The 19,318-nt window shown below is 45.1% G+C and carries 19 protein-coding genes; 4 read left to right on the forward strand and 15 right to left on the reverse strand.

The features are described from left to right. Nucleotides 1-218: 218 nt before the first annotated feature. The gene (locus TOI97_RS10980) at nucleotides 219-485 is read left to right on the forward strand and encodes a GNAT family N-acetyltransferase (RefSeq protein ID WP_321554173.1); all 267 of its coding nucleotides are present in this window, start codon (nucleotides 219-221) and stop codon (nucleotides 483-485) included. Nucleotides 486-553: 68 nt separating this feature from the next. On the opposite strand, the gene TOI97_RS10985 is transcribed toward TOI97_RS10980, so the two are convergent. The 11 genes from TOI97_RS10985 to minC form a co-directional block, all read right to left on the reverse strand. Next, nucleotides 554-1,630 (reverse strand): 3-deoxy-7-phosphoheptulonate synthase, encoded by a 1,077-nt coding sequence (locus tag TOI97_RS10985; protein ID WP_321554174.1) that lies wholly within the window; start codon nucleotides 1,628-1,630, stop codon nucleotides 554-556. A 160-nt stretch (nucleotides 1,631-1,790) separates the two neighbouring features. Beyond that, nucleotides 1,791-3,443: a BatD family protein gene (locus TOI97_RS10990; protein ID WP_321554175.1), complete on the reverse strand. Its 1,653-nt coding sequence runs from the start codon at nucleotides 3,441-3,443 to the stop codon at nucleotides 1,791-1,793. Continuing rightward, nucleotides 3,440-5,143: a VWA domain-containing protein gene (locus tag TOI97_RS10995; protein WP_321554176.1), complete on the reverse strand. Its 1,704-nt coding sequence runs from the start codon at nucleotides 5,141-5,143 to the stop codon at nucleotides 3,440-3,442. The genes TOI97_RS10990 and TOI97_RS10995 overlap by 4 nt, the downstream gene beginning before the upstream one ends. Beyond that, nucleotides 5,143-6,153: a VWA domain-containing protein gene (locus TOI97_RS11000; RefSeq protein WP_321554177.1), complete on the reverse strand. Its 1,011-nt coding sequence runs from the start codon at nucleotides 6,151-6,153 to the stop codon at nucleotides 5,143-5,145. Before TOI97_RS11000 ends, TOI97_RS10995 begins: the two co-directional genes overlap by 1 nt. Then, a complete protein-coding gene (locus TOI97_RS11005; RefSeq protein ID WP_321554178.1) occupies nucleotides 6,146-6,628 on the reverse strand; it encodes a DUF4381 domain-containing protein in 483 nt (160 codons plus the stop codon). The genes TOI97_RS11000 and TOI97_RS11005 overlap by 8 nt, the downstream gene beginning before the upstream one ends. Further along, nucleotides 6,625-7,566, reverse strand: a complete 942-nt coding sequence (locus TOI97_RS11010; protein WP_321554179.1) for a DUF58 domain-containing protein — start codon at nucleotides 7,564-7,566, stop codon at nucleotides 6,625-6,627. Before TOI97_RS11010 ends, TOI97_RS11005 begins: the two co-directional genes overlap by 4 nt. Further along, a complete protein-coding gene (locus TOI97_RS11015; RefSeq protein ID WP_321554215.1) occupies nucleotides 7,566-8,525 on the reverse strand; it encodes an AAA family ATPase in 960 nt (319 codons plus the stop codon). Before TOI97_RS11015 ends, TOI97_RS11010 begins: the two co-directional genes overlap by 1 nt. A 91-nt stretch (nucleotides 8,526-8,616) precedes the next feature. Next, complete coding sequence (locus TOI97_RS11020; protein WP_321554180.1) at nucleotides 8,617-9,252, reverse strand: RluA family pseudouridine synthase; 636 nt, start codon at nucleotides 9,250-9,252, stop codon at nucleotides 8,617-8,619. 74 nt (nucleotides 9,253-9,326) lie between these two features. Further along, a complete protein-coding gene (gene minE, locus TOI97_RS11025; protein WP_321554181.1) occupies nucleotides 9,327-9,581 on the reverse strand; it encodes a cell division topological specificity factor MinE in 255 nt (84 codons plus the stop codon). Next, on the reverse strand, nucleotides 9,578-10,393 hold the full coding sequence (gene minD, locus TOI97_RS11030; RefSeq protein WP_321554182.1) for a septum site-determining protein MinD: 816 nt from the start codon (nucleotides 10,391-10,393) through the stop codon (nucleotides 9,578-9,580). The genes minE and minD overlap by 4 nt, the downstream gene beginning before the upstream one ends. 78 nt (nucleotides 10,394-10,471) lie before the next feature. Then, nucleotides 10,472-11,206 carry a septum site-determining protein MinC gene (gene minC / locus TOI97_RS11035; protein WP_321554183.1) on the reverse strand — a complete coding sequence of 245 codons (735 nt, stop codon included), beginning with the start codon at nucleotides 11,204-11,206 and terminating at the stop codon, nucleotides 10,472-10,474. 114 nt (nucleotides 11,207-11,320) lie between these two features. Between minC and TOI97_RS11040 the strand changes: the two genes are divergently transcribed. Then, nucleotides 11,321-12,241 carry a lipid A biosynthesis lauroyl acyltransferase gene (locus TOI97_RS11040; RefSeq protein ID WP_321554184.1) on the forward strand — a complete coding sequence of 307 codons (921 nt, stop codon included), beginning with the start codon at nucleotides 11,321-11,323 and terminating at the stop codon, nucleotides 12,239-12,241. After that, nucleotides 12,238-13,428: a patatin-like phospholipase family protein gene (locus TOI97_RS11045; protein WP_321554185.1), complete on the forward strand. Its 1,191-nt coding sequence runs from the start codon at nucleotides 12,238-12,240 to the stop codon at nucleotides 13,426-13,428. The genes TOI97_RS11040 and TOI97_RS11045 overlap by 4 nt, the downstream gene beginning before the upstream one ends. Nucleotides 13,429-13,479: 51 nt before the next feature. On the opposite strand, the gene TOI97_RS11050 is transcribed toward TOI97_RS11045, so the two are convergent. Next, on the reverse strand, nucleotides 13,480-14,199 hold the full coding sequence (locus tag TOI97_RS11050; protein WP_321554186.1) for a murein L,D-transpeptidase catalytic domain family protein: 720 nt from the start codon (nucleotides 14,197-14,199) through the stop codon (nucleotides 13,480-13,482). 178 nt (nucleotides 14,200-14,377) lie between these two features. On the opposite strand from TOI97_RS11050, the gene TOI97_RS11055 reads away from it, so the two are divergent. Beyond that, nucleotides 14,378-16,030 carry a L,D-transpeptidase family protein gene (locus tag TOI97_RS11055; protein WP_321554187.1) on the forward strand — a complete coding sequence of 551 codons (1,653 nt, stop codon included), beginning with the start codon at nucleotides 14,378-14,380 and terminating at the stop codon, nucleotides 16,028-16,030. Nucleotides 16,031-16,109: 79 nt separating this feature from the next. Here TOI97_RS11055 and cydX read toward each other — a convergent pair whose 3' ends face one another. The 3 genes from cydX to TOI97_RS11070 all read right to left on the reverse strand — a co-directional run bounded on the left by cydX (nucleotide 16,110) and on the right by TOI97_RS11070 (nucleotide 19,065). Then, nucleotides 16,110-16,217, reverse strand: a complete 108-nt coding sequence (cydX, locus tag TOI97_RS11060; RefSeq protein ID WP_321554188.1) for a cytochrome bd-I oxidase subunit CydX — start codon at nucleotides 16,215-16,217, stop codon at nucleotides 16,110-16,112. A gap of 131 nt (nucleotides 16,218-16,348) precedes the next feature. Then, the gene (cydB, locus tag TOI97_RS11065; protein ID WP_321554189.1) at nucleotides 16,349-17,488 is read right to left on the reverse strand and encodes a cytochrome d ubiquinol oxidase subunit II; all 1,140 of its coding nucleotides are present in this window, start codon (nucleotides 17,486-17,488) and stop codon (nucleotides 16,349-16,351) included. An 11-nt stretch (nucleotides 17,489-17,499) separates the two neighbouring features. Beyond that, entirely contained in the window at nucleotides 17,500-19,065 is a 1,566-nt protein-coding gene (locus TOI97_RS11070) for a cytochrome ubiquinol oxidase subunit I (protein WP_321554190.1), read from the reverse strand. Nucleotides 19,066-19,318: the final 253 nt, after the last annotated feature.

The raw sequence follows: 19,318 nt of genomic DNA on the forward strand, positions 1-19,318 counted from the left end.
CATGCTGTATACAATACCAGTACCAATCTATACTGCAAAGACTTCAGCAACCTGTTAAGAGGTTAAGAGGCTACTTACACAGCCCTGGCTATCCATCCCCGCACTAAAAGTACGAGGTCTTACGCGATTTTGATAAGTTACTGCTGACTATTAACCAACATATTTAATAGATGGTGTATGCTGCATTGACTGTTTAATGGTTGAGTTTGGAGATTGAAATGAGCGAGTCAACTCAGGTTGTGCATCATGCTGAACGACAGTGTTTTTTGGCAGATATTGATGGTTATGAGGCTGTACTAGAATATCGCTTAGTCGGTGAGGATGCGATTGATATCCACCATACTTTTGTACCTAATGAACTGCGTGGTAAGGGGATTGCAGGTTTATTAGCTAAAGCAGCGTTAGATTACGCAAAAGCGCAGCAGTTGAGTGTGATTCCGAGCTGTTCTTATATTGAAGTCTACTTACAGCGTCATCCACAATAAATTACTTGGTTTAAAGCATATTTTAAGCTAGTGCGCCCAGTAATGCTGGGCGCACTTGTTAAACTGCATCAGCTGCGTTTGCGTGTAGGCAAAACATCTTTGAGTTTATCACGCATTTGAAGAATACTCTTTTCAGTGGTTTCCCAGTCAATACAAGCATCTGTAATGGATACACCGTATTGTAACTGGCTGAGATCATCTCCAACAGGTTGATTACCCCAACCTAAATGGCTTTCGACCATTAAACTGCTAATGGATTGGTTACCGTCAACAATTTGATTGGTAATATTTTCCAAGACTAAAGGTTGGAGGGCTGGGTCTTTATTGGAGTTGGCATGGCTGCAGTCGATCATAATGTTTTGTTTGATCTTAGCTTTATTCAGCTCTTGTTCACATAATGCGACACTGACAGAGTCATAGTTAGGCTTGCCATTTCCTCCGCGTAAGACCACGTGGCCATAGCTATTCCCCTTAGTAGTTACGATAGAAACACCACCTTGCTGGTTAATACCTAAGAAACGGTGCGGGTTAGACACAGATTGTAGGGCATTAATGGCTACGGTTAAGCCACCATCGGTACCGTTTTTAAAACCAACAGCAGAAGATAAACCAGAAGCCATTTCACGGTGAGTTTGCGACTCGGTAGTACGTGCACCAATGGCGGACCAGCTGATCAGGTCTTGAAGGTATTGAGGTGAAATAGGGTCCAGTGCTTCGGTTGCCGTTGGCAAACCTTTTTCAGCAAGGTCAAGTAAGAGTTGACGTCCAATGTGTAGGCCATCTTCAATTTTGAAAGAATCATCGAGGTAAGGGTCGTTAATCAAACCTTTCCAACCTACTGTAGTACGCGGTTTTTCAAAGTACACACGCATGACTAAAAACAAGGTGTCGGATACTTTTTCTGCTAAAGCTTTTAGACGGTCAGCATATTCGTGCGCAGCTTTAACATCGTGAATTGAGCAAGGCCCAATTACTACAAATAAGCGATGATCTTTACCGTCTAAAATATCGCGAACAACTTGGCGACCTTGGGCAACGGTATTCTGCGCACGCTCGCTCAGCGGCATTTTTTCTTTGAGCTGCTCTGGAGTGATTAAAGTCACGTTAGAAGCAATATTTAAATCATCGATCGGTAAATCAGCCATCGTTGTTGGTATCTCACTCACGGATTAGAAAAAAATGCTGAGCGGTACTGCTCAGCGCAATAAATTTAGCATAAAAGCTATAAACCATACCGCTTTACCAGCAGTAACGAAAGACTCATGTCAGCATAAGTATATGCTACAGCGCTTTGATACGGGTGCTTTAGGGAGGATAAAGCGGTGGTAGTTGTTCGTTATCATCGGTTTGAGAAGATTGAGCAAAGGATAATTGCAAAATGGCTTGCCACAGATCTTTACCCTGCCATGGAACGGTACTTTCACTGTAGAGTGCACTGTTTAATTGTTCTAGGGCTGTACTCAGGTTGGTATCACGGGCAGCCATATCAGCCAGTGTTTCAGTATGTTGGCGAGCCCAAGCATCCAGTGCTTGACGGGTGCTGTGTGGGTCATTGGCTAAGCATGCGCGTTTTAAGTCTTCCTGTAAGCTACGAGCACTTGGGGCATTGTGACTAACAGGCGCAATAACAGCAGGTTGGTGTCGCGCTCGCCACCATAGCGCCAAAGCAAATACACTAAGCAGCATAAAGCATAGACTGAGCAATTGCCAAAAGAGGAGCTGCTGAGGATGAAGTAAAGCCCGGTTGTAATAAAGAGGGGAGGTGTCATTTGTTAAGGGGGCGGCTCTTGGAGCATCACTTTGAGCTGTAATGGAGAGATTCAAAGCATCAAGTTGAGCATACTCTAATTGGTCTGTAATAGTGTTCCACCAAGGAAGCTTAACCGCTGCAATTTTTTGCTGGCCGGATTGATGAAATACCAGTGCATGTCGTTCGCTGCGGCTACTGAATAAGCCATTTTCAGAAAATTTATGACTTAATAAAGGCTGATCAATATAAGTCTTGTAGTTATGGGTAGGGTTAGGGGCAAGAGAGGGTAACTGCGAGCTAGGTAGACCTTGAGCAGTTAGGGTTAGCAAGCGTGTTGCAGCGCTCCCTGTGGTAAGGATTGTGTCGAGTGAGGGCGTCCATTGTTGCTTGAGATCTAGTTGTTGTGCAGGTAACCAGACAGCATCTTTAGGGTAGATGTCGGGAATGGGTTTAACCTGCAGTGGAATTTGTGCAGACTTTACTGTAATGCGTTGACCCGCTTGGGAGGCGAAGGGAGCTGTGGTGTTTGATCCAGATCCAGCAAAGGAAGCTGAGAATGTCTGAGATGGAATAGTAAAATCACCACTTTGCTGCGGGAAAATAGCATAGTTAAATTCAATAACACCATGACGCACTCCGTTGATATGTTGCTCAAAAGCATGGGGTTTGCCCAGTTGTTCAACTCGGGCGTTATCAATCAGTAACGGTGTGAGATTACCATCAGCAAATAAAGGAACAGCATGGTAGACCCTTAAAGTGAGTAACAGTTGTGCTTGGACATAAACTGATTCATGTTGAAGCTGTGAGTCAATATATACGGGTTCTAGGGTAGGCAAACCTGCGTCTTTAGCCTCTCGGATGGTTAAGTTGATCGGAGCGCTATTAAGTTCACCTAAACTGATTGGTGGAATGACGACAAAACCGGTTTGTTTGGGCAGTAGGGTTAAGATCCATTGAGTAACAGGGGGTTGTGGATCGGTAAAGCGGTTTACTTGTTTGCTAGATAATAAAGTAAAGTGAGATTGTAAAGGGGTGAGATCCGGAGTTAAAAATTGTGCAGTATCATCTGACTCTAAAACTAGCTCAAAGCTTTCGCCAGCGTTGAGTTGAGTGCGGTCAACGCTGGCGGTAAAGCTTGCAGCATATACCGACGAGGCGCTTATAAAAAAAAGCAACAAGATATAAATATAGCTGCAACGTGGGATCAAGGCGCATTCTCCTGCAAGCTTTGTTCGTACCAGAACTTGCGTTTTAATAACTCACTAGGATTGTCTGGGATTTGTTCAAGCCAACGTTCTAAGTGTAATTGAGATGGTGCTGATTCTGATTCGTTTGGGCTGTTTTTAATGTGTGGCACTGGCGTAGGACTACCCAAGGAATCAGTAACGCTATTCTGTGTAGGGGTAGAATTTTTATGGTCCATGGCCTGTGATGTGGTAGGGGCTGTTATGCTGCCTGCTGCATTTTCAGTAGGTAAACTAGGATTAGTGGCGGTTTTCTCGTTCTTGGTTTGTCTTTTCTGTGCTTTTAAGTGTTTATCAACCAAATTCAAATTGTATTGCGCAGCAAGTAACTCAGGGTTTTGTCGAAGTGCCTGTTCGTAGGCGATGGCAGCTTCTTGTAGCAAACCGGCTAAAGCTAAGGCGTTGCCGCGGTTATAATGAGCTTGCGGGGTGTTGATTTGTTCATATAAATTTGCGGCAGCTATATAGTCTTCAGCTAAGTAGAGTGCTGTAGCGCGCCATTGTAGATCGTTAAAATATTCTGCAGCCTGCTTAGGGGTATGTTCAAGCAGTTTGGCAGCTTGTTGGTCTGATCGTAACCAGAGTTCATTTAGGCTTAAAGCAAAGACTTGCGTTGGCGGTGCAAAGCAGAGCAGCAGTACCAGTAAGCTCCCACGACGGGCAAATAGTAGGGTAAGTAACAATACAGGCAGGACTAGCCAATATCCTTGATCTTGCAGGGTTGGTTTTTGTTCTTTTAAGGTAGTGGTAAAGTTGTTTTGAGTCGAGTTAAATAATCCCAACTCATTAAGGTCACTGGCATCATATCTAAGTTGGGTGTAAGGACTATTTGTCCGCTGGCTAAGTAGCTGTAAAGAAACTTCATTGAGACGACTGAGGACAATTGCCCCGTCATTATCAGTCATGAAATGCCCCTGCTGTGCATTAGAAGTGGAATCAGGCTCAATGATAGGTGCACCTGCAGTACTGCCCACGCCTATAATTTTCAATGCGATGGGCTGACGTTTAAGTAACTTTTCTATGGTATTTAGTTCGAGAGAAGTAATCCCAGTACTGAACAGTAACACTTGTCCCTTGCCTTGAGCGCCATGCCGTAATAGTTCGATCGCCCGCTGAATAGCAAGGTCTGCGCGTTGGCCTGGCTTAGGCATTAGGTCGGGACGTAGTGCCTGTAAGAGGTTCTGGCTGGTAACTAGGTCATTACTCAGTGGAACTAAAGTGTGAGGGCTACCAGCATAAACGACAATACTGCTATAGGCGCTCTGTCGCAGCCGGAGTAGTTCCATAACCTTGCTTTGTACATGATGCAAACGGCTAGGAGGTAAGTCATTGGCGAGCAGATCTGGGGTGAGCTGAATTACTATGATGAGTGGTGCAAAGTATTGCTCTTGTGAAGTTTGTTTAGTGTATGTATGCCAGTTTGGGCCTAATAGAGCCAAGAGACTTATAAACCAAGCAGTGCCTAATAACCAGTAACGGCGTTTACTTTTTTTTTCATTGTATTGAGTGAGTAAGGCCGAATGGAAGGCCTTAGGTAGAAAAAAATGCCAGTTGCTCTGAATTTTATGTGCTTTGTAGAACGCGATAATCAAGAGGAGTATTACGGGAAAACCCGCAAGCCAATATAAACGTGTCCACTGAGGCCAGTAATCAAATAATTCCATTATGATTGCTCCTGCGGACCACGTTGAGTGCGTAGTGTATGTAAAATATGTAACAGGACCAAGATCATACTTAATATCAAGGCTATCGCTAAAGGCCAATGGTAAAGCTCAAGCGTGTTATGTTGAGTGGAGTGAGTGTAAGTGTGAGGTTCTAATTGACTGAGTTTAAATTGTAAATCAGTAAAGTCCTCGCTACTGGTGATATGAAAATATTGTCCTGCAGTATGCAGAGCAATATTTTTTAAGGTTTTCTCGTCGAGCTCTAAACTCGAACTGTTCATGAGGGGGTCTAGACTGCTGTCGTATCGACTGCCGATGCCTACGGTATAAATTTTAATTTGATAATCAGCAGCTAGTTGTGCTGCCGCATTTGGAGACATCACCCCGCTGTTGTTGGCACCGTCAGTAATCAGCAATAAGACGCGTTGATCGGCAGGGTGTTGGCGCAAGCGTTTAATGGCCAAACCGAGAGCATCTCCAATGGCTGTAGTGTTACCAGCAATGCCAGCTTGTGCTTCTTGTATCCAAGTGAGTAAGCTCTGATGGTCATAGGTGAGCGGCGCTTGTAAGTAGGCTTGGCTACCAAACAAAATTAAGCCTAAGCGGTCACCATCGCGTTGTTGAATAAAGTTTTTCAGCCATTGTTTGACAAAATCTATACGAGAAATACTGTGGCCATTTAAGGTTAAATCGCTGTAGAGCATGGAGTTTGAAACGTCCATTGCAATCAGTAAATCACGTCCAGAAGTAGGGCGCGACTCGTGTTCATCGTTCCACTGCGGACGCGCAGCTGCACTGATCAGTAATAACCAAAGAACTAGATAAATAATGTTAGAGGTTTTTAAATGTGCGAATTTGTTGCGCTTATTGCTACGCTGTAAAAGTTCTAATTCATTATAAAAGGGCACATGCAAAGCGGTACTTTGTTGCGGTACTGGCGGTGTGAAGGTGCGGATGAACCAAGGTAATGGTAGTAGTAAAAATAACCAAGGCCAAGCAAACTCAAACATACTTACGAATCCAGGTTTCGATGGCCTGTTGCAGTTGAGTGATAGATTTATCGTCCAAGCGGCAATCAGGTTGATACGCACCGTGCACTAAAATCATCCAGCGAGTGAGTCCTGCCGCAGGGCAGCGGCTGTCTAAAAAAGCAAGCCACTCACGACCACTTAAAGTGTGACTGGCATAGTCGGGGTAGTGTGTAGCGCAAATGCGTTTTAATAGTTGGTTCAGTTGCTGCAACCAAGGACCTGCTTGTTGGCCGCCGAAGGGCTTATCAAGGGCATAGAGTTCTTGCAACGCGCTGGCACGTAGGGGGTCGATCAAATTGCCTTGACATTTCAATGTGCGTCGACGTAACAGATAATGCCAACCAATTAAGAGGGCAACCAAGAGCAGGGTGAGTAACCACCAGCCGATAGCAGGTGGCCACCAACTCACAGGGGGCGGCAGTATAATAGGCTGTAACTGCTCAAGAGTAATCATGACGTATTCCTCGCAGGAGGCGTAGGTACTGTGCTGAAAGTTTGTAGCTGTTTAAGTAGCGGGTACTGTGTACTCAAAGGGAGTAAAGGTGAGTTTAGTTGTAAGGCTAGTTCTTGCCAAACAGCTTGGTAGTGTGCACCTATTGCTTGCCATTTATGACGTAATTCAGGATTTTCTGTGCGCATATTTAGGCTGCGCACTCCCATTGCGAAGCGGCTTTGCCGCAACTCGGGCAGGGCGTGCTCGAGAGGATCGGACAGAGGGAGTAGAATAAGTTCAGCATGTTTTGCAAGGCGTTTCAATAACTGTGCAGTATCTTCATTTAAATGTCGTTCATTGCAAATTAATATAATCAACCCGCCAGGTCGAGTGAGCCGTTGAGCCTGTTGTAAAGCATGCGGTAACGGGTTATTCAATTGTTTTACCATGGGTTGCTGCAAAGCTTGGTTGGCTTCGCTTATAGCTTGCAATAAATGCAAAACACTTTGCCGGCTTCGTTGTGGGGGGATATGTTGTACGTTATTTTCATCGAAGACTAAGCCGCCAACGCGATCATTGTTCTTTAAGCTGGCCCAAGCAAATAAAGCAGCTACTTGTGCTGCTAAAACAGACTTAAAACAACCAGTGCTGGCAAAAAAAAGGTGTAAGCTTTGTTCGACCAAAATATAGGTTGGACGCTCTCGTTCCTCATGAAACACCTTGGTATGCACTTCACCTGTGCGTGCGGTGACACGCCAGTCAATACTGCGGGCGTCATCACCTGTTTGGTAGGCACGAACCTGGTCAAAATCCATACCGCGACCACGTAAGCGTGAGCGGTGTATGCCTAGTAGTGCACTATGTTGTAAAGGCGGATTGAAAATCGCGATTTTATCTAAATAATGTCGCACCTCCAACAAGTGTTGTAGGTTAATATGGATACGCCCTTGCACGTCCATTAAGCAACCGCAACTACATTTAACAAATGTTGTAGCACTTGATCTTGGTCCATGCCGGATGCTTCTGCTTCAAAAGATAAAATAATGCGGTGGCGTAAGCAGTCAAAGAGCACCGCTTGTATATCCTCAGGGCTTACAAAATCTCGTCCTGCTAGCCAAGCATGTGCACGGGCACAGGTATCAATGGCAATGGAGCCGCGAGGACTGGCTCCAAAACGTATCCATTTGGCTAGGTCGACATCAAATTTGGCTGGAGTACGGGTGGCAATGACTAATTGGACTAAGTACTCTTCCATTGCATCGGCCATATATAAGTTAAGGATTTCTGTTCGGGCGGCGTTGATAGCTTCTTGACTAAGCTTGTCTGGCGGTTGTGGTGTACCCTGTAATGCTGTACCGCGTGCTTGTTGTAGAATTTTACGTTCGATGTGTGCGTCAGGAAAACCGATTTTAATATGCATTAAAAAACGATCGAGTTGAGCTTCAGGTAAGGGGTATGTGCCTTCTTGCTCGATTGGATTTTGTGTTGCCATCACTAAAAATAAATCAGGTAGATTATAGGTATGGTTGCCTATGCTGACCTGGTGTTCAGCCATGGCTTCCAGTAGTGCTGATTGTACTTTGGCGGGCGCGCGGTTGATTTCATCGGCTAAAATTAAATTATGAAAAACCGGTCCTTGCTGAAACTCAAATAAACCGCTTTCGGGACGGTAAATATCAGTTCCTGTGATATCTGAAGGCAGTAAGTCAGGGGTGAATTGAATGCGCTGAAAGCTGGCTTCTAACCCTTCGGCTAGGTGTTTAATGGCTTTGGTTTTAGCCAGACCGGGCGCACCTTCTACCAAAAGATGGCCGTCTGCCAGTAGAGCAATAAGTAAGCGATCCACTAAGCGTTCTTGGCCAAGGACTTGGCTAGTCAAATAATTACGCAAAGCAAGTAAGGCTTTATGAGCTGACATAGGTTGCCGTTCCATACAGAATTCTAGTATGCAGTGTAATGCATATGTTTAATTTTTGGGTATGTACTTATGCATTGACTCATGCGTCAGGTTAAAAGGTTGCAGGGCATTTAAAATTTAAGCGTCGTTTGTTAGTAGGGTGAGTAATGCTGAGCTCACTGGCATGCAAACAGAGACGAGGGGCAGCAGTGAAGGCTAGCCTATGCGCGTACAGCGGGTCACCTAGTAAAGGGTGTCCGATAGCTTGCATGTGCACGCGTAGCTGATGGGAGCGCCCAGTGTAGGGCATGAGTTTGATGCGGCTGTAGGTTGGGTGACACTCTAACTTCTCCCAGTAAGTGAGAGCGTATTTACCTTGTATGTGGTCAATAATTTGTCGTGGTTTATTGGGTGGATCGTAACGCATTGGGAGTTCGATTTGCCCCTTATTAGCGCTGGGCTCTCCCCAACATAAGGCCGTGTAACCTTTTTTTACTTCACGGTCTTGAAATTGGCGGGATAATTCACGATGGGCCTCAGGGTTTCTAGCAAGTATCATGAGCCCTGTAGTTTCCCAATCTAAGCGATGTACAATTAAAGCGTCAGGGTAGCCATTTTCTTGTAAGCGGGTGATGAGGCAGTCTTTATTGTCTTCAGCTCTGCCTGGAACTGAGAGTAATAAAGTGGGCTTATTGACCACCAGGATTTGTGAATCTATATAGATAATTTCAATGCTGGACAGCGGCATAATTAATCCTGTGAATCAATTCGGCGGCCCGAAAGCCGCCAAATATGAACTGCAATATTGAGCCTGTAGATTGGTTAACGATCAGGAAGGGTGATGTTTAGCTCTAAAATAGAGCAGCTTCCTTGACTGTCCAGTGCAACTTGAACTTGCTCTTGGTCGATATTTACATATTTACGAATAACGTCGACCAGCTCTTTTTGCAAGGCTGGTAAGTAGTCGGGTTCATCACGTTGACCGCGTTCGTGGGCAACAATGATTTGTAATCGCTCTTTGGCAACAGATGCGGTTGGGGCTTTTTTGCGGGCTCTGAAAAAATCTATAATGCTCACTCTTTACCTCCGAACATGCGCTTTAGGAAGCCTTTTTTGGGGACATCTAAAAAGCGGTGTGGGACGTCCTTGCCTAAAAGGCGCTCAACAGCATCACTGTACGCTTGCCCCGCATCACTGTCTTCATCCAGAATAACAGGGACACCTTGGTTAGAGGCTTTAAGTACAGCTTGAGACTCTGGGATGACTCCGATCATTTGAATAGACAGAATTTCTTCAACGTCTTCAACGCTTAGCATTTCGCCCCGCTCAACACGTTCAGGACTATAACGAGTTAAAAGCAAGTGTTCTGTAATAGGTTCACGGCCTTCTTCGGCACGTTTAGATTTGCTGGATAAGAGGCCAAGCATGCGGTCAGAGTCGCGCACAGAAGAGACTTCAGGGTTTGTGACAACAATGGCCGCATCGGCCAAGTACATGGCTAAGTGAGCGCCTTTTTCGATACCAGCAGGTGAGTCACAAATGACGTACTCAAATTGCTCAGCAAGTTCAGTCAGAACTTTTTCTACACCTTCTTGGGTCAGTGCATCTTTGTCACGTGTTTGGCTGGCGGCTAGAATATAAAGATTTTCTAAGCGCTTATCTTTAATCAGCGCTTGGTTGAGCGTGGCGTCACCATTGATGACGTTGACAAAGTCATAAACGACACGGCGCTCACAACCCATAATTAAATCAAGATTACGCAAACCCACATCAAAGTCGACAATAACAGTACGATGTCCGCGTAATGCGAGGCCTGTGCCAATGGCTGCGCTGGTGGTGGTTTTGCCAACACCGCCTTTACCTGAAGTTACAACAAGAATCTTAGACAAACGGGTCACCTTATAAATATAGAGTAAAGGGTTGTTGATGAATTGATTATAAAGTGTTCATCAGCACAAAGGTATAGCTTAAAGAGCAGAGAGTTCTAACTGTTCTTTAACTAAGCATATTTGTGTCGCTTTCCCCCATAAAGGATCGCGACGTAAGTCTTCAGCAACTTTGTAATGCCCTGCGATAGAGAGCATTTCTGCTCCCATATATTGGCAAAATATACGGGCTTCAGTGTTGCCATTAATGCCGGCTAACGCGCGGCCGCGCAAAGGGCCATATACATGGATATGGCCATCAGCTAATAGTTCCGCACCTGCGCTGACGGCAGCCATAACAATTAAATCTGTACCTTTAGCATAAATTTGCTGACCGCTACGAATGGGGTGGGTGATGATTTTAGCAGGTATATAACTAGGCTCAGCTGCAGGTGGCGGCACTACTGTATCCTTTGGATGTAAGGCTACAGGACGCTCGCGAGCGCCGGTTGGTGGAATTACGGCTAAATCTAAGGCTTTTGCAGCCTGAATATGTTCTGGACTTACAGCGCGTAAAGCAAGCGGTAACATGCCATGTTTACGGCAGATGCTTAATAGACGTTGCAAGTCGAGAGGATTGTCATTTTCAGCGCATTTGTCGATGGCTAAAATAATTGGAGCGTCTTGAAAAAACTGTGGGGCTTGCTCAACTTTATCAGCCAGTTGAATATCTAAATGTTCAAGGTCAATGGTTGTAAGCTCTAAAATGGTTAAGGCGAGCATGCTGCCTTTAAGTTGAAAAACAGGTGCTTGCTCAAGATTATTTACTTGATTCATTGATAGCTCTATGTGTAGTTAACAATAAAAATGAGTTATAGCGACAAGCATGGCAGGCTCTAATTCAATAAGCCATGTAGAATACGCACTTTTACGCTATTTGGTATATAGAGTATGAAGCATTCTGGGTTTGATATCGCCTTTTTGCATCCACGCTATTGGTTGTTATGGTTGGGGTTGGGGCTTTTATGGTTATTAACGCAGCTACCTTATCGAGCGCTCTTAGTGTTGGGCCGAGCTTTAGGTTTGCTTATGTTTTGTGGTGCTGCGAAGCGTCGTCATATTGTGACGCGGAATTTAGAATTGTGTTTTCCTGAGCTGACTTCAGCTCAGCGTAAAGCATTGGTACGCGACAACTTTATATCAATGGGTATTGCTTTCTTTGAAATGGCAATGAGTTGGTGGTGGCCTCAAAAACGCTTACGTCGTTTGCTTAAGGTTAAGGGGTTAGAGCATTTACAGGCTGCTCAAGAGCAAGGGCAAGGCGTGATTTTAATGGCGATTCATTTTACTACATTAGAAATAGGAGCAGCTTTGCTAGGGCAGCGCCATACGATTGATGGGATGTATAGAGCTCATAAAAACCCAGTATTTGACTATGTACAGCGTCGTGGTCGTGAGCGTCATAATACTGACTCCCAAGCGATTGAACGAGAGGATGTGCGTGGTATGTTGAAAGTACTGCGTCAAGGTCGCGCCATCTGGTACGCGCCTGATCAAGACTATGGTCCTAAATTGAGCCTCTTTGTGCCCTTATTTGGTATACCAGCTGCTACAGTAACGGCTACTAGTAAATTTGCTAAATTAGGTCGTGCGCAGGTTATACCGATGAAGCAAACGCGTTTACCCAAAGGACAAGGCTATTTAATTGAGTTGGAGCCACCCTTGATCGATTTTCCTGGTGAGTCTGATGAAGCAGACTGTTTGCGCCTCAATCAATGGATTGAGCAAGCGATTCGTGAACAGCCTGAGCAATACTTATGGGCACATCGTCGTTTTAAAACGCGGCCAGAAGGCGAGGCAAAGCTGTATTGAAAACACAGGAACAAGTTGATGTGGTTGATAGAGGGGCAAGCATCCAACACGATTCAATTACAGGTTTGATTTTGTCGGGGGGTGGTGCGCGAGCTGCTTATCAAGTGGGCGTATTGTCGGCTATTGCAGATTTATTGCCAGATGCATCAGACAACCCGTTTGAAGTGATTGTTGGAACCTCCGCGGGTGCTATTAATGCGGTTAGCTTGGCATGTGGTGCGCTAGACTTTCAGCAATCGATTCAAAAGCTTAGCGCAGTATGGCGAAGCTTTCGAACAGAGCTAGTCTACCGTACTGATTGGATCGGGGTGTTGCGCCAGGCCAGTCGATTTATGGTGCAAAATGTCTTAGGTTTTGGCCGGGGTGCGGTCCCTGTTGCTTTGCTTGATAACTCGCCTTTACGTCAGTTATTACTTAAAGAGTTGGACTTTTCAGGAATTAATTTAGCAGTGGCACGCCGTAAGTTGCGTGCAGTTGCTGTGACAGCCTTTGCTTATCAATCAGGGCAGGCTGTGACCTTTTATCAAGGTCGATCTAAGATAGAACCTTGGACTCGGCATCGGCGTAACGGGCTGCCTGCACGGTTACGCATTGAGCACTTGATGGCCAGCTCGGCGATTCCTTTAGTATTTCCACCTGAGCGTTTAAACAATGAATACTTCGGTGATGGTGCAGTGCGTCAAGCTGCGCCTATCAGTCCAGCATTGCACTTAGGGGCTAACCGTATTCTTGTGATTGGGGTGAGTACTCATGAGCAAGAAGAGCAGGGTGTGACTATGACTGCACGACCACCGAGCCTAGCGCAAATTGGTGGGCACTTACTTAATAGTACTTTTACCGATAATTTAGAGTCCGATCTCGAGTTGTTGAAACGTTTAAATGAGCTAGGGGCTATGCTCCCAGAGCGAGAGCGTCAAAAGGACGTAGGCTTGTCTCCGGTAGAGGTATTAGTGATTTCGCCCAGCAAAAAAATTGATGATATTGCTGCTCGCCACCGGCACCAGTTACCTGCGTCGTTGCGTTTATTTTTACGTGGACCTGGGGCAATGCGTGCCAGTGGTGGCGGCGTGTTAAGTTACTTACTATTTGAGCGTAGTTATTGTAATGAGCTGATTGAATTAGGTTATCAAGATGCAATGAGCAAAAAAGCGGAACTGTTATCCTTTTTTGGTCTCATACCCGCTTAATTGTCACAGGTCGGTAGCTGTAGGAGCCTCTGTCTGTTAGGGCGAGAGGGTTTAAATGTTTTTCAGACCACGGATAGAAGCTGTGCCGGCTACTTGTTGAGTACGGCAGTTTAAATAGATAGAGCTCTGTAACCACTCTTGGTCAGGGTACCAAGAAAACATAAACTGACCACCTTTTAGATTATCCACAACAGTGCGGCCAATTTCCGGGCGTACTGCAGGGCAACCTTGACTTCGACCAATACGTCCCTGAGTTTGAATCCAGTCAGGGTTCACATAGTTGGCTGAATGAATAACAATGGCTCGTTCGCGAGCTCGATCATTAAAACCAGGTTCTAAACCGTCCATACGTAATGAGTAACCATGTTTACCATGGTAACTTTCGGCTGTGCGGAATAAGCCTATACTGGATTGGTGACTGCCATAAGTGTTAGAGAAGCGAGTAGCAAAGTTATTGCCTGAACGGTTACCGTGGGCGACAAAGTCATGTAATACCAACTCTTTATTTTCCAAATCGAAAATCCACATACGTTTTTTGCTAGAAGGCAGAGAGTAGTCAATGACAGCTAAGCGTTCAGCTGGGTCGGCACCATGATTTAAGGCGCACTGCATTGCGCTCAGAGCGCTAGATAAAACTTTATTATTTAAATTGGGGGCCGCTAATGATAGTTCGGCTACCAACTGTTGAGGAATAGTAGCGGCATGAGCGCCAAAAGCAAAAAGACTTGATACAGTTACGAATAAGGAGCGAATTAAAAAAGGACGAATCATACGAGTGCTCTCGTGTATGGCACAAATAGTGCTCTGTGAAAATAGGGCCGATGTTTTTAAGTTGCGCGAGTGTCGATGCTCTCTAAATGTGTGATACATCGATCCGAACAGGCGTCTTATCAATACAGTGCGCACGTAAGCGCCATATATTAACAGCTCATTGAAGGGATCCAAACCTATGCTTAAAAAATATACATGGTTAGCATTAGTAATAGGAATGTCCCATGGTGCAGTTGGCTGGGCTCAACAATCTGGCGAGCCTGCGTCAGTGTTGGCAGAGACACTGAGTTCATGGTCAAAAAACTGTGCAGTGACAAGCAATCACCGTTTGTCGGATCAGTCATTAAAGCAGCTAAATATACTGTATCAGGCTGTGGACTATAGGTCGCTGTGGCGTGATGTCACTCTGCGCCAGCAACTTGCAGATGCGCTCAAGGAAACGCGATATGACGGTTTAGAGCCGAGTATGTATCAACTGGATCGCTTGCTTGCTTTACAAGAAAATCCTGTTCAGTCGATGAGTGCTTGTGATGAAGTTTTGTTAACTCAAGGATATTTGCAGGCATTAACACATTTGCGCGATGGTGTGCTTAACCCAGAAAAAGTAGAACCTTACTGGTTTGAGGAGGTAATTAAGCCAAGTGCGCCAACTTCTATAGTGCCAGACGCTCTTGCTGGTTTGGATAATTTGCCGAATATTTTTGCTCAAGTGCGGCCACAGCAAGCTGCTTATAGAAAGCTGCGCGAAGTATTGAAAACTACGTATTTATTAGAGCAAACTGACTGGGGTATTGTGCCAGCGGGTAAAGTATTACGTAAGGGTTCGCTTGATGTTCGTGTGCCACGATTAAAAGAGCGACTTATGCTAGCAGGTTATGAGATTGAGAAAGATCTTGCAGCACAAAAATTGCTTTTTATTGACGATACGGTAGTGCCTGCAGAAACGGTTAATCCAGAGCTTTATACGCCAGAGTTGGCAGCTGCGGTCAAAGCTTTTCAGCGTGATCATTATCTCGAGAGTGATGGCGTTGTAGGACCGGCTACATTGCGTGAGCTAAATATCAGCCCAGAGCAACGTTTAATGCAAGTTAAAGTCAATTTGGAGCGCTTGCGCTGGTTAGAAAAGTGGTATGAGCCTACGATGCTTGTGGTTGATATTGCGGGTGCTCGTTTGCTGTATTTCCGCGATGGTGACGTTGTGTGGCGTACACGGACTCAAGTGGGTACCCAGAGACGACAAACACCATTGTTGAAGTCACGTATAACGCATTTGACTATAAACCCTACTTGGACGGTTCCACCAACTATTTTACGTGAAGATAAATTACCGGCTATCCGACGTGATATTGGTTACTTGGCGCGCAGCAATATGCAAGTGCTCGATTATCAAGGTAATGTTTTAAATCCTTATCATGTTAATTGGCAGTCCCCAGCTGGCATTATGTTACGTCAAGGGCCTGGGCCAAATAATGCGTTAGGATTGGTTGCTATACGTTTTGCTAACCCTTTCACTGTGTATTTGCACGACACCCCAAGTAAACATATATTTGGCCGTGCTACGCGGACTGTGAGTTCAGGTTGCGTACGAGTAGAGGATGCTGACAAACTCGTGGATCATTTATTGTTTACTGCGGCAGCCAGTGAACGTCAGCGTATCGAACGGATTCAAGCGAGCGGTAGAACACGTAATGTGAATCTGCCAGAGCCTATTCCTGTGTTGTTGGCGTACTGGACCGTTGAGGTGGATATGGATAACCGACTACGCTTTCGCAGTGATAGTTATAATCATGATGAAAAAGTGATTGCGGCCTTAAAAGCAGCGCAGCGTTAAAGCTTTGCAAGGACGAATACAGCCACAAAAAAGCCGTTACAGTGATGTAACGGCTTTTTTGTTATGGTTAGTAATTGCTTTATTCGTCTTTGGCATCCATATCATATGATCTTTCTAACCATAGAGCGTTAATAATAGCCATGCTGCAAGCTAACAGCACACCTAGAATCCAAGTGAAATACCACATATAAAACCTCTCCAGTCATTTTGCAGCCTTGCACTGCTTCCGTTGAGCCGTGTTACGTATATTGTTTGCTTAGGCTGAGTAGTGTTGCAGCTGCTCGGTCATGTGCTGTAGCAGCTGCATTGGTTTTTTATTTAGTATAAGCCGTGCGGGTCACTGTCAATGTCTGTAACTTTCACGGTGCCCCACATTTTAATATAGCTCCAGAGTGTATAAGTCAAAATAATAGGGACAAAGATGATTGCTGCAATAAACATAATGCCTAAAGTTTTATGGCTAGACACAGCATCCCACATGGTGAGGCTTGATGATAAGTCAATGCTTGATGGCATGAGGAATGGAAACAATGCAAAACCAGCAGTGCAAATGCTACCAGCAATCATTAGTGATGAGCCAAGGAAGGCAAAACCTGAGCGGTTCGAGCTTGCTGCTACAAAAGTAATAATACCACCGAGAATACCAATCACGGGAGCACTTAACATTACAGGGTGCAGCGCATAGTTTGCTAACCAGCCTGGATTGTTTTGTTCAACGGTTTTACTTAATGGATCGATTGCAGCGTTCGGGTCAATAATGGAGGTCACACTATAACCATCAATGCCTAACCATAACCAGATACCGGCACCAATAAAGGTCACCAAGTAAGCAATAGCGAAGTTCTTGGCTGCTGTACGTGAGCGATGGAACACTTGTTCATCAGTGCGCATCATCAGCCATGCCGCGCCGTGTGTTGTGAGCATCGTTACACTGACCAGTCCAACTAAAATGCCAAAAGGATTTAGTAGGCCCCAAAAGCTACCTGTGTAGCTGATCCGCATGGTTTCATCTAGCGTGAAGGGCACGCCAAGGAATAGATTACCAAAGGCAACACCGAAGACTAAGGACGGCACAAAACTGCCCACCCACATGGCCCAATCCCAGCGTACACGCCAGTTTGGGTTTTCTAGCTTACTACGGTAATCAAAACCTAGAGGGCGAGTAAACAAGGCAAAGAGTACCAATAGCATGGCCCAGTAAAAGCCAGAGAAAGAGGCAGCATATACAACAGGCCAAGCAGCGAATAGAGCACCGGCAGCTGTAACTAGCCAAACTTGGTTACCCTCCCAGTGTGGACCAATGGTATTTAATACAACACGGCGCTCACTATCTGTTTTGCCTACAAAAGGCATCAGAATTACAGCACCTAAGTCAAAACCATCGGTTAAAGCAAAGCCAATCAGTAAAATACCGACTAATACCCACCAGATCAGTTTTAGAGTTTCGTAATCAAACATTTCGCCACTCCTTATAGGTTCTTAATACTGTTTTGTTCAAAGTGGTAGCGGCCTGTTTTCAAACTGCTTGGACCTTTGCGAGCAAAACGAATCATTAAGTACATTTCAATCGAAATTAACACGATATAAATTACGGCGATGGTAATGATTGAGGCCATTACATCGCTAATAGACAAGGATGAGACGGAATAGAAAGTGGGTAATACCTCGCCAATGGACCAAGGTTGACGCCCCATTTCCGCAACATACCAACCAGTTTGTACGCCAATCCAAGGCAATGGAAGGCTGAATAAGGCAAAGCGTAATAGCCAAGGTTTGTGCTCTTGATTATGTCGGGTTGAAGCCCAGAATGACAAAGCAAATAGTAAGAGCATTAAGAAACCTGCTGCCACCATAAGGCGAAATGCCCAGAAGAGACTCGGTACGTGAGGGATTGTATCGATAACTGCTTGCTGAATTTGTTCTTCGGTTGCTTCAGCGATGTTTTCTGTATAACGCTTTAACAATAAACCATAGCCGAGATCGGCTTTCACCTCGTCAAATGCTGCAATGTTTTCTTCAGAGCGGTCACCGTTACGTAAGACTTGCAAACGTTCATAGGCAATCATACCGTTGCGGATACGTGCTTCGTGTTGTTTGCTGAGGTCTTGAATGCCAGTGACTTCTTTATCTAAAGAGCGTGTTGCAATGATACCCATAGCGTATGGGATTTTTATGGCATAGTCGGTTGTATGTGTTTCCATATTAGGCAAGCCGAATAGAGTAAAAGCGGCTGGCGCTTTTTCTGTATGCCATTCTGCCTCAATAGCGGCGAGTTTGGTTTTCTGTACGTCCCCCAATTCGTAGCCTGACTCGTCACCTAAAACGATGACGGAAAGGATGGAGGCCATACCAAAAGCAGAAGCAATAGCGAATGAGCGGCGCGCAAACCCAAGATCGCGCTTCTTCAATAAGTACCAACTTGAAATTGCTAAAACGAAGATTGAACCTGTTACATAGCCAGCTGCTACAGTGTGAACAAACTTTACCTGTGCCACAGGGTTAAAAATTAAGGCAGCAAAGTCGACCACTTCCATGCGCATGGTTTCATAATTAAATTCTGCCCCTACTGGATTTTGCATCCAACCGTTAGCGACCAGAATCCACAGAGCTGATAAGTTTGAACCAATAGCAACCAACCAGGTCACAGCCAAGTGCTGACGCTTGCTTAGTCGCTCCCAACCAAAGAAGAATAAACCAATAAAAGTCGATTCTAAGAAGAAGGCCATTAAGCCTTCAATGGCTAAGGGCGCACCAAAGACGTCACCAACATAATGGCTGTAGTAGGACCAGTTGGTACCAAATTGGAATTCCATAGTGAGACCGGTAGCAACCCCAATGGCAAAGTTAATACCAAAGAGCTTACCCCAGAATTTCACCATGTCTTTGTAGACCTCTTTGCCGGTTAAGACATATACCGACTCCATAATGGCTAACAAAAATGCAAGCCCCATGGTGAGTGGAACAAAGATGAAGTGATACATTGCCGTCATCGCAAACTGGAGGCGAGACAGGTCAACAAGTGTTTCCGAGATCATAGTGCATACTCCCCGGGAGTGAGTGTTACTGATAGTGCACTTTCTAGATATGTATTGGGTAAAGCCATTACATACTGCAAAGTACAGGGACAATAAAAATTGCAAAGCATTGTTACAGCTCTTTCTACATATACGGCATTTGTATTGTGTCACCAAGTATATAGGTAAAAGCAAGAAAACAGTGGTGACCTGTTGTCGCACTGTTAAGGTGCCGGTATTTGATTTATACGTAGGGACGTCACAGGACGTATGT

The sequence above is a fragment of the Denitrificimonas halotolerans genome (assembly GCF_034259425.1).
Lineage (GTDB): Bacteria > Pseudomonadota > Gammaproteobacteria > Pseudomonadales > Pseudomonadaceae > Denitrificimonas > Denitrificimonas halotolerans.

Excerpts from the sequence above, each read along its gene's own strand:
- TOI97_RS10980 (WP_321554173.1), top strand. The coding sequence starts at position 219 with ATGAGCGAGTCAACTCAGGTTGTGCATCATGCTGAACGACAGTGTTTT.
- TOI97_RS10985 (WP_321554174.1), bottom strand. The coding sequence starts at position 1,630 with ATGGCTGATTTACCGATCGATGATTTAAATATTGCTTCTAACGTGACT.
- TOI97_RS10995 (WP_321554176.1), bottom strand. The coding sequence starts at position 5,143 with ATGGAATTATTTGATTACTGGCCTCAGTGGACACGTTTATATTGGCTT.
- TOI97_RS11000 (WP_321554177.1), bottom strand. The coding sequence starts at position 6,153 with ATGTTTGAGTTTGCTTGGCCTTGGTTATTTTTACTACTACCATTACCT.
- TOI97_RS11005 (WP_321554178.1), bottom strand. The coding sequence starts at position 6,628 with ATGATTACTCTTGAGCAGTTACAGCCTATTATACTGCCGCCCCCTGTG.
- TOI97_RS11010 (WP_321554179.1), bottom strand. The coding sequence starts at position 7,566 with ATGGACGTGCAAGGGCGTATCCATATTAACCTACAACACTTGTTGGAG.
- TOI97_RS11015 (WP_321554215.1), bottom strand. The coding sequence starts at position 8,525 with ATGTCAGCTCATAAAGCCTTACTTGCTTTGCGTAATTATTTGACTAGC.
- TOI97_RS11020 (WP_321554180.1), bottom strand. The coding sequence starts at position 9,252 with ATGCCGCTGTCCAGCATTGAAATTATCTATATAGATTCACAAATCCTG.
- minC (WP_321554183.1), bottom strand. The coding sequence starts at position 11,206 with ATGAATCAAGTAAATAATCTTGAGCAAGCACCTGTTTTTCAACTTAAA.
- TOI97_RS11040 (WP_321554184.1), top strand. The coding sequence starts at position 11,321 with ATGAAGCATTCTGGGTTTGATATCGCCTTTTTGCATCCACGCTATTGG.
- TOI97_RS11050 (WP_321554186.1), bottom strand. The coding sequence starts at position 14,199 with ATGATTCGTCCTTTTTTAATTCGCTCCTTATTCGTAACTGTATCAAGT.
- TOI97_RS11055 (WP_321554187.1), top strand. The coding sequence starts at position 14,378 with ATGCTTAAAAAATATACATGGTTAGCATTAGTAATAGGAATGTCCCAT.
- cydX (WP_321554188.1), bottom strand. The coding sequence starts at position 16,217 with ATGTGGTATTTCACTTGGATTCTAGGTGTGCTGTTAGCTTGCAGCATG.
- cydB (WP_321554189.1), bottom strand. The coding sequence starts at position 17,488 with ATGTTTGATTACGAAACTCTAAAACTGATCTGGTGGGTATTAGTCGGT.
- TOI97_RS11070 (WP_321554190.1), bottom strand. The coding sequence starts at position 19,065 with ATGATCTCGGAAACACTTGTTGACCTGTCTCGCCTCCAGTTTGCGATG.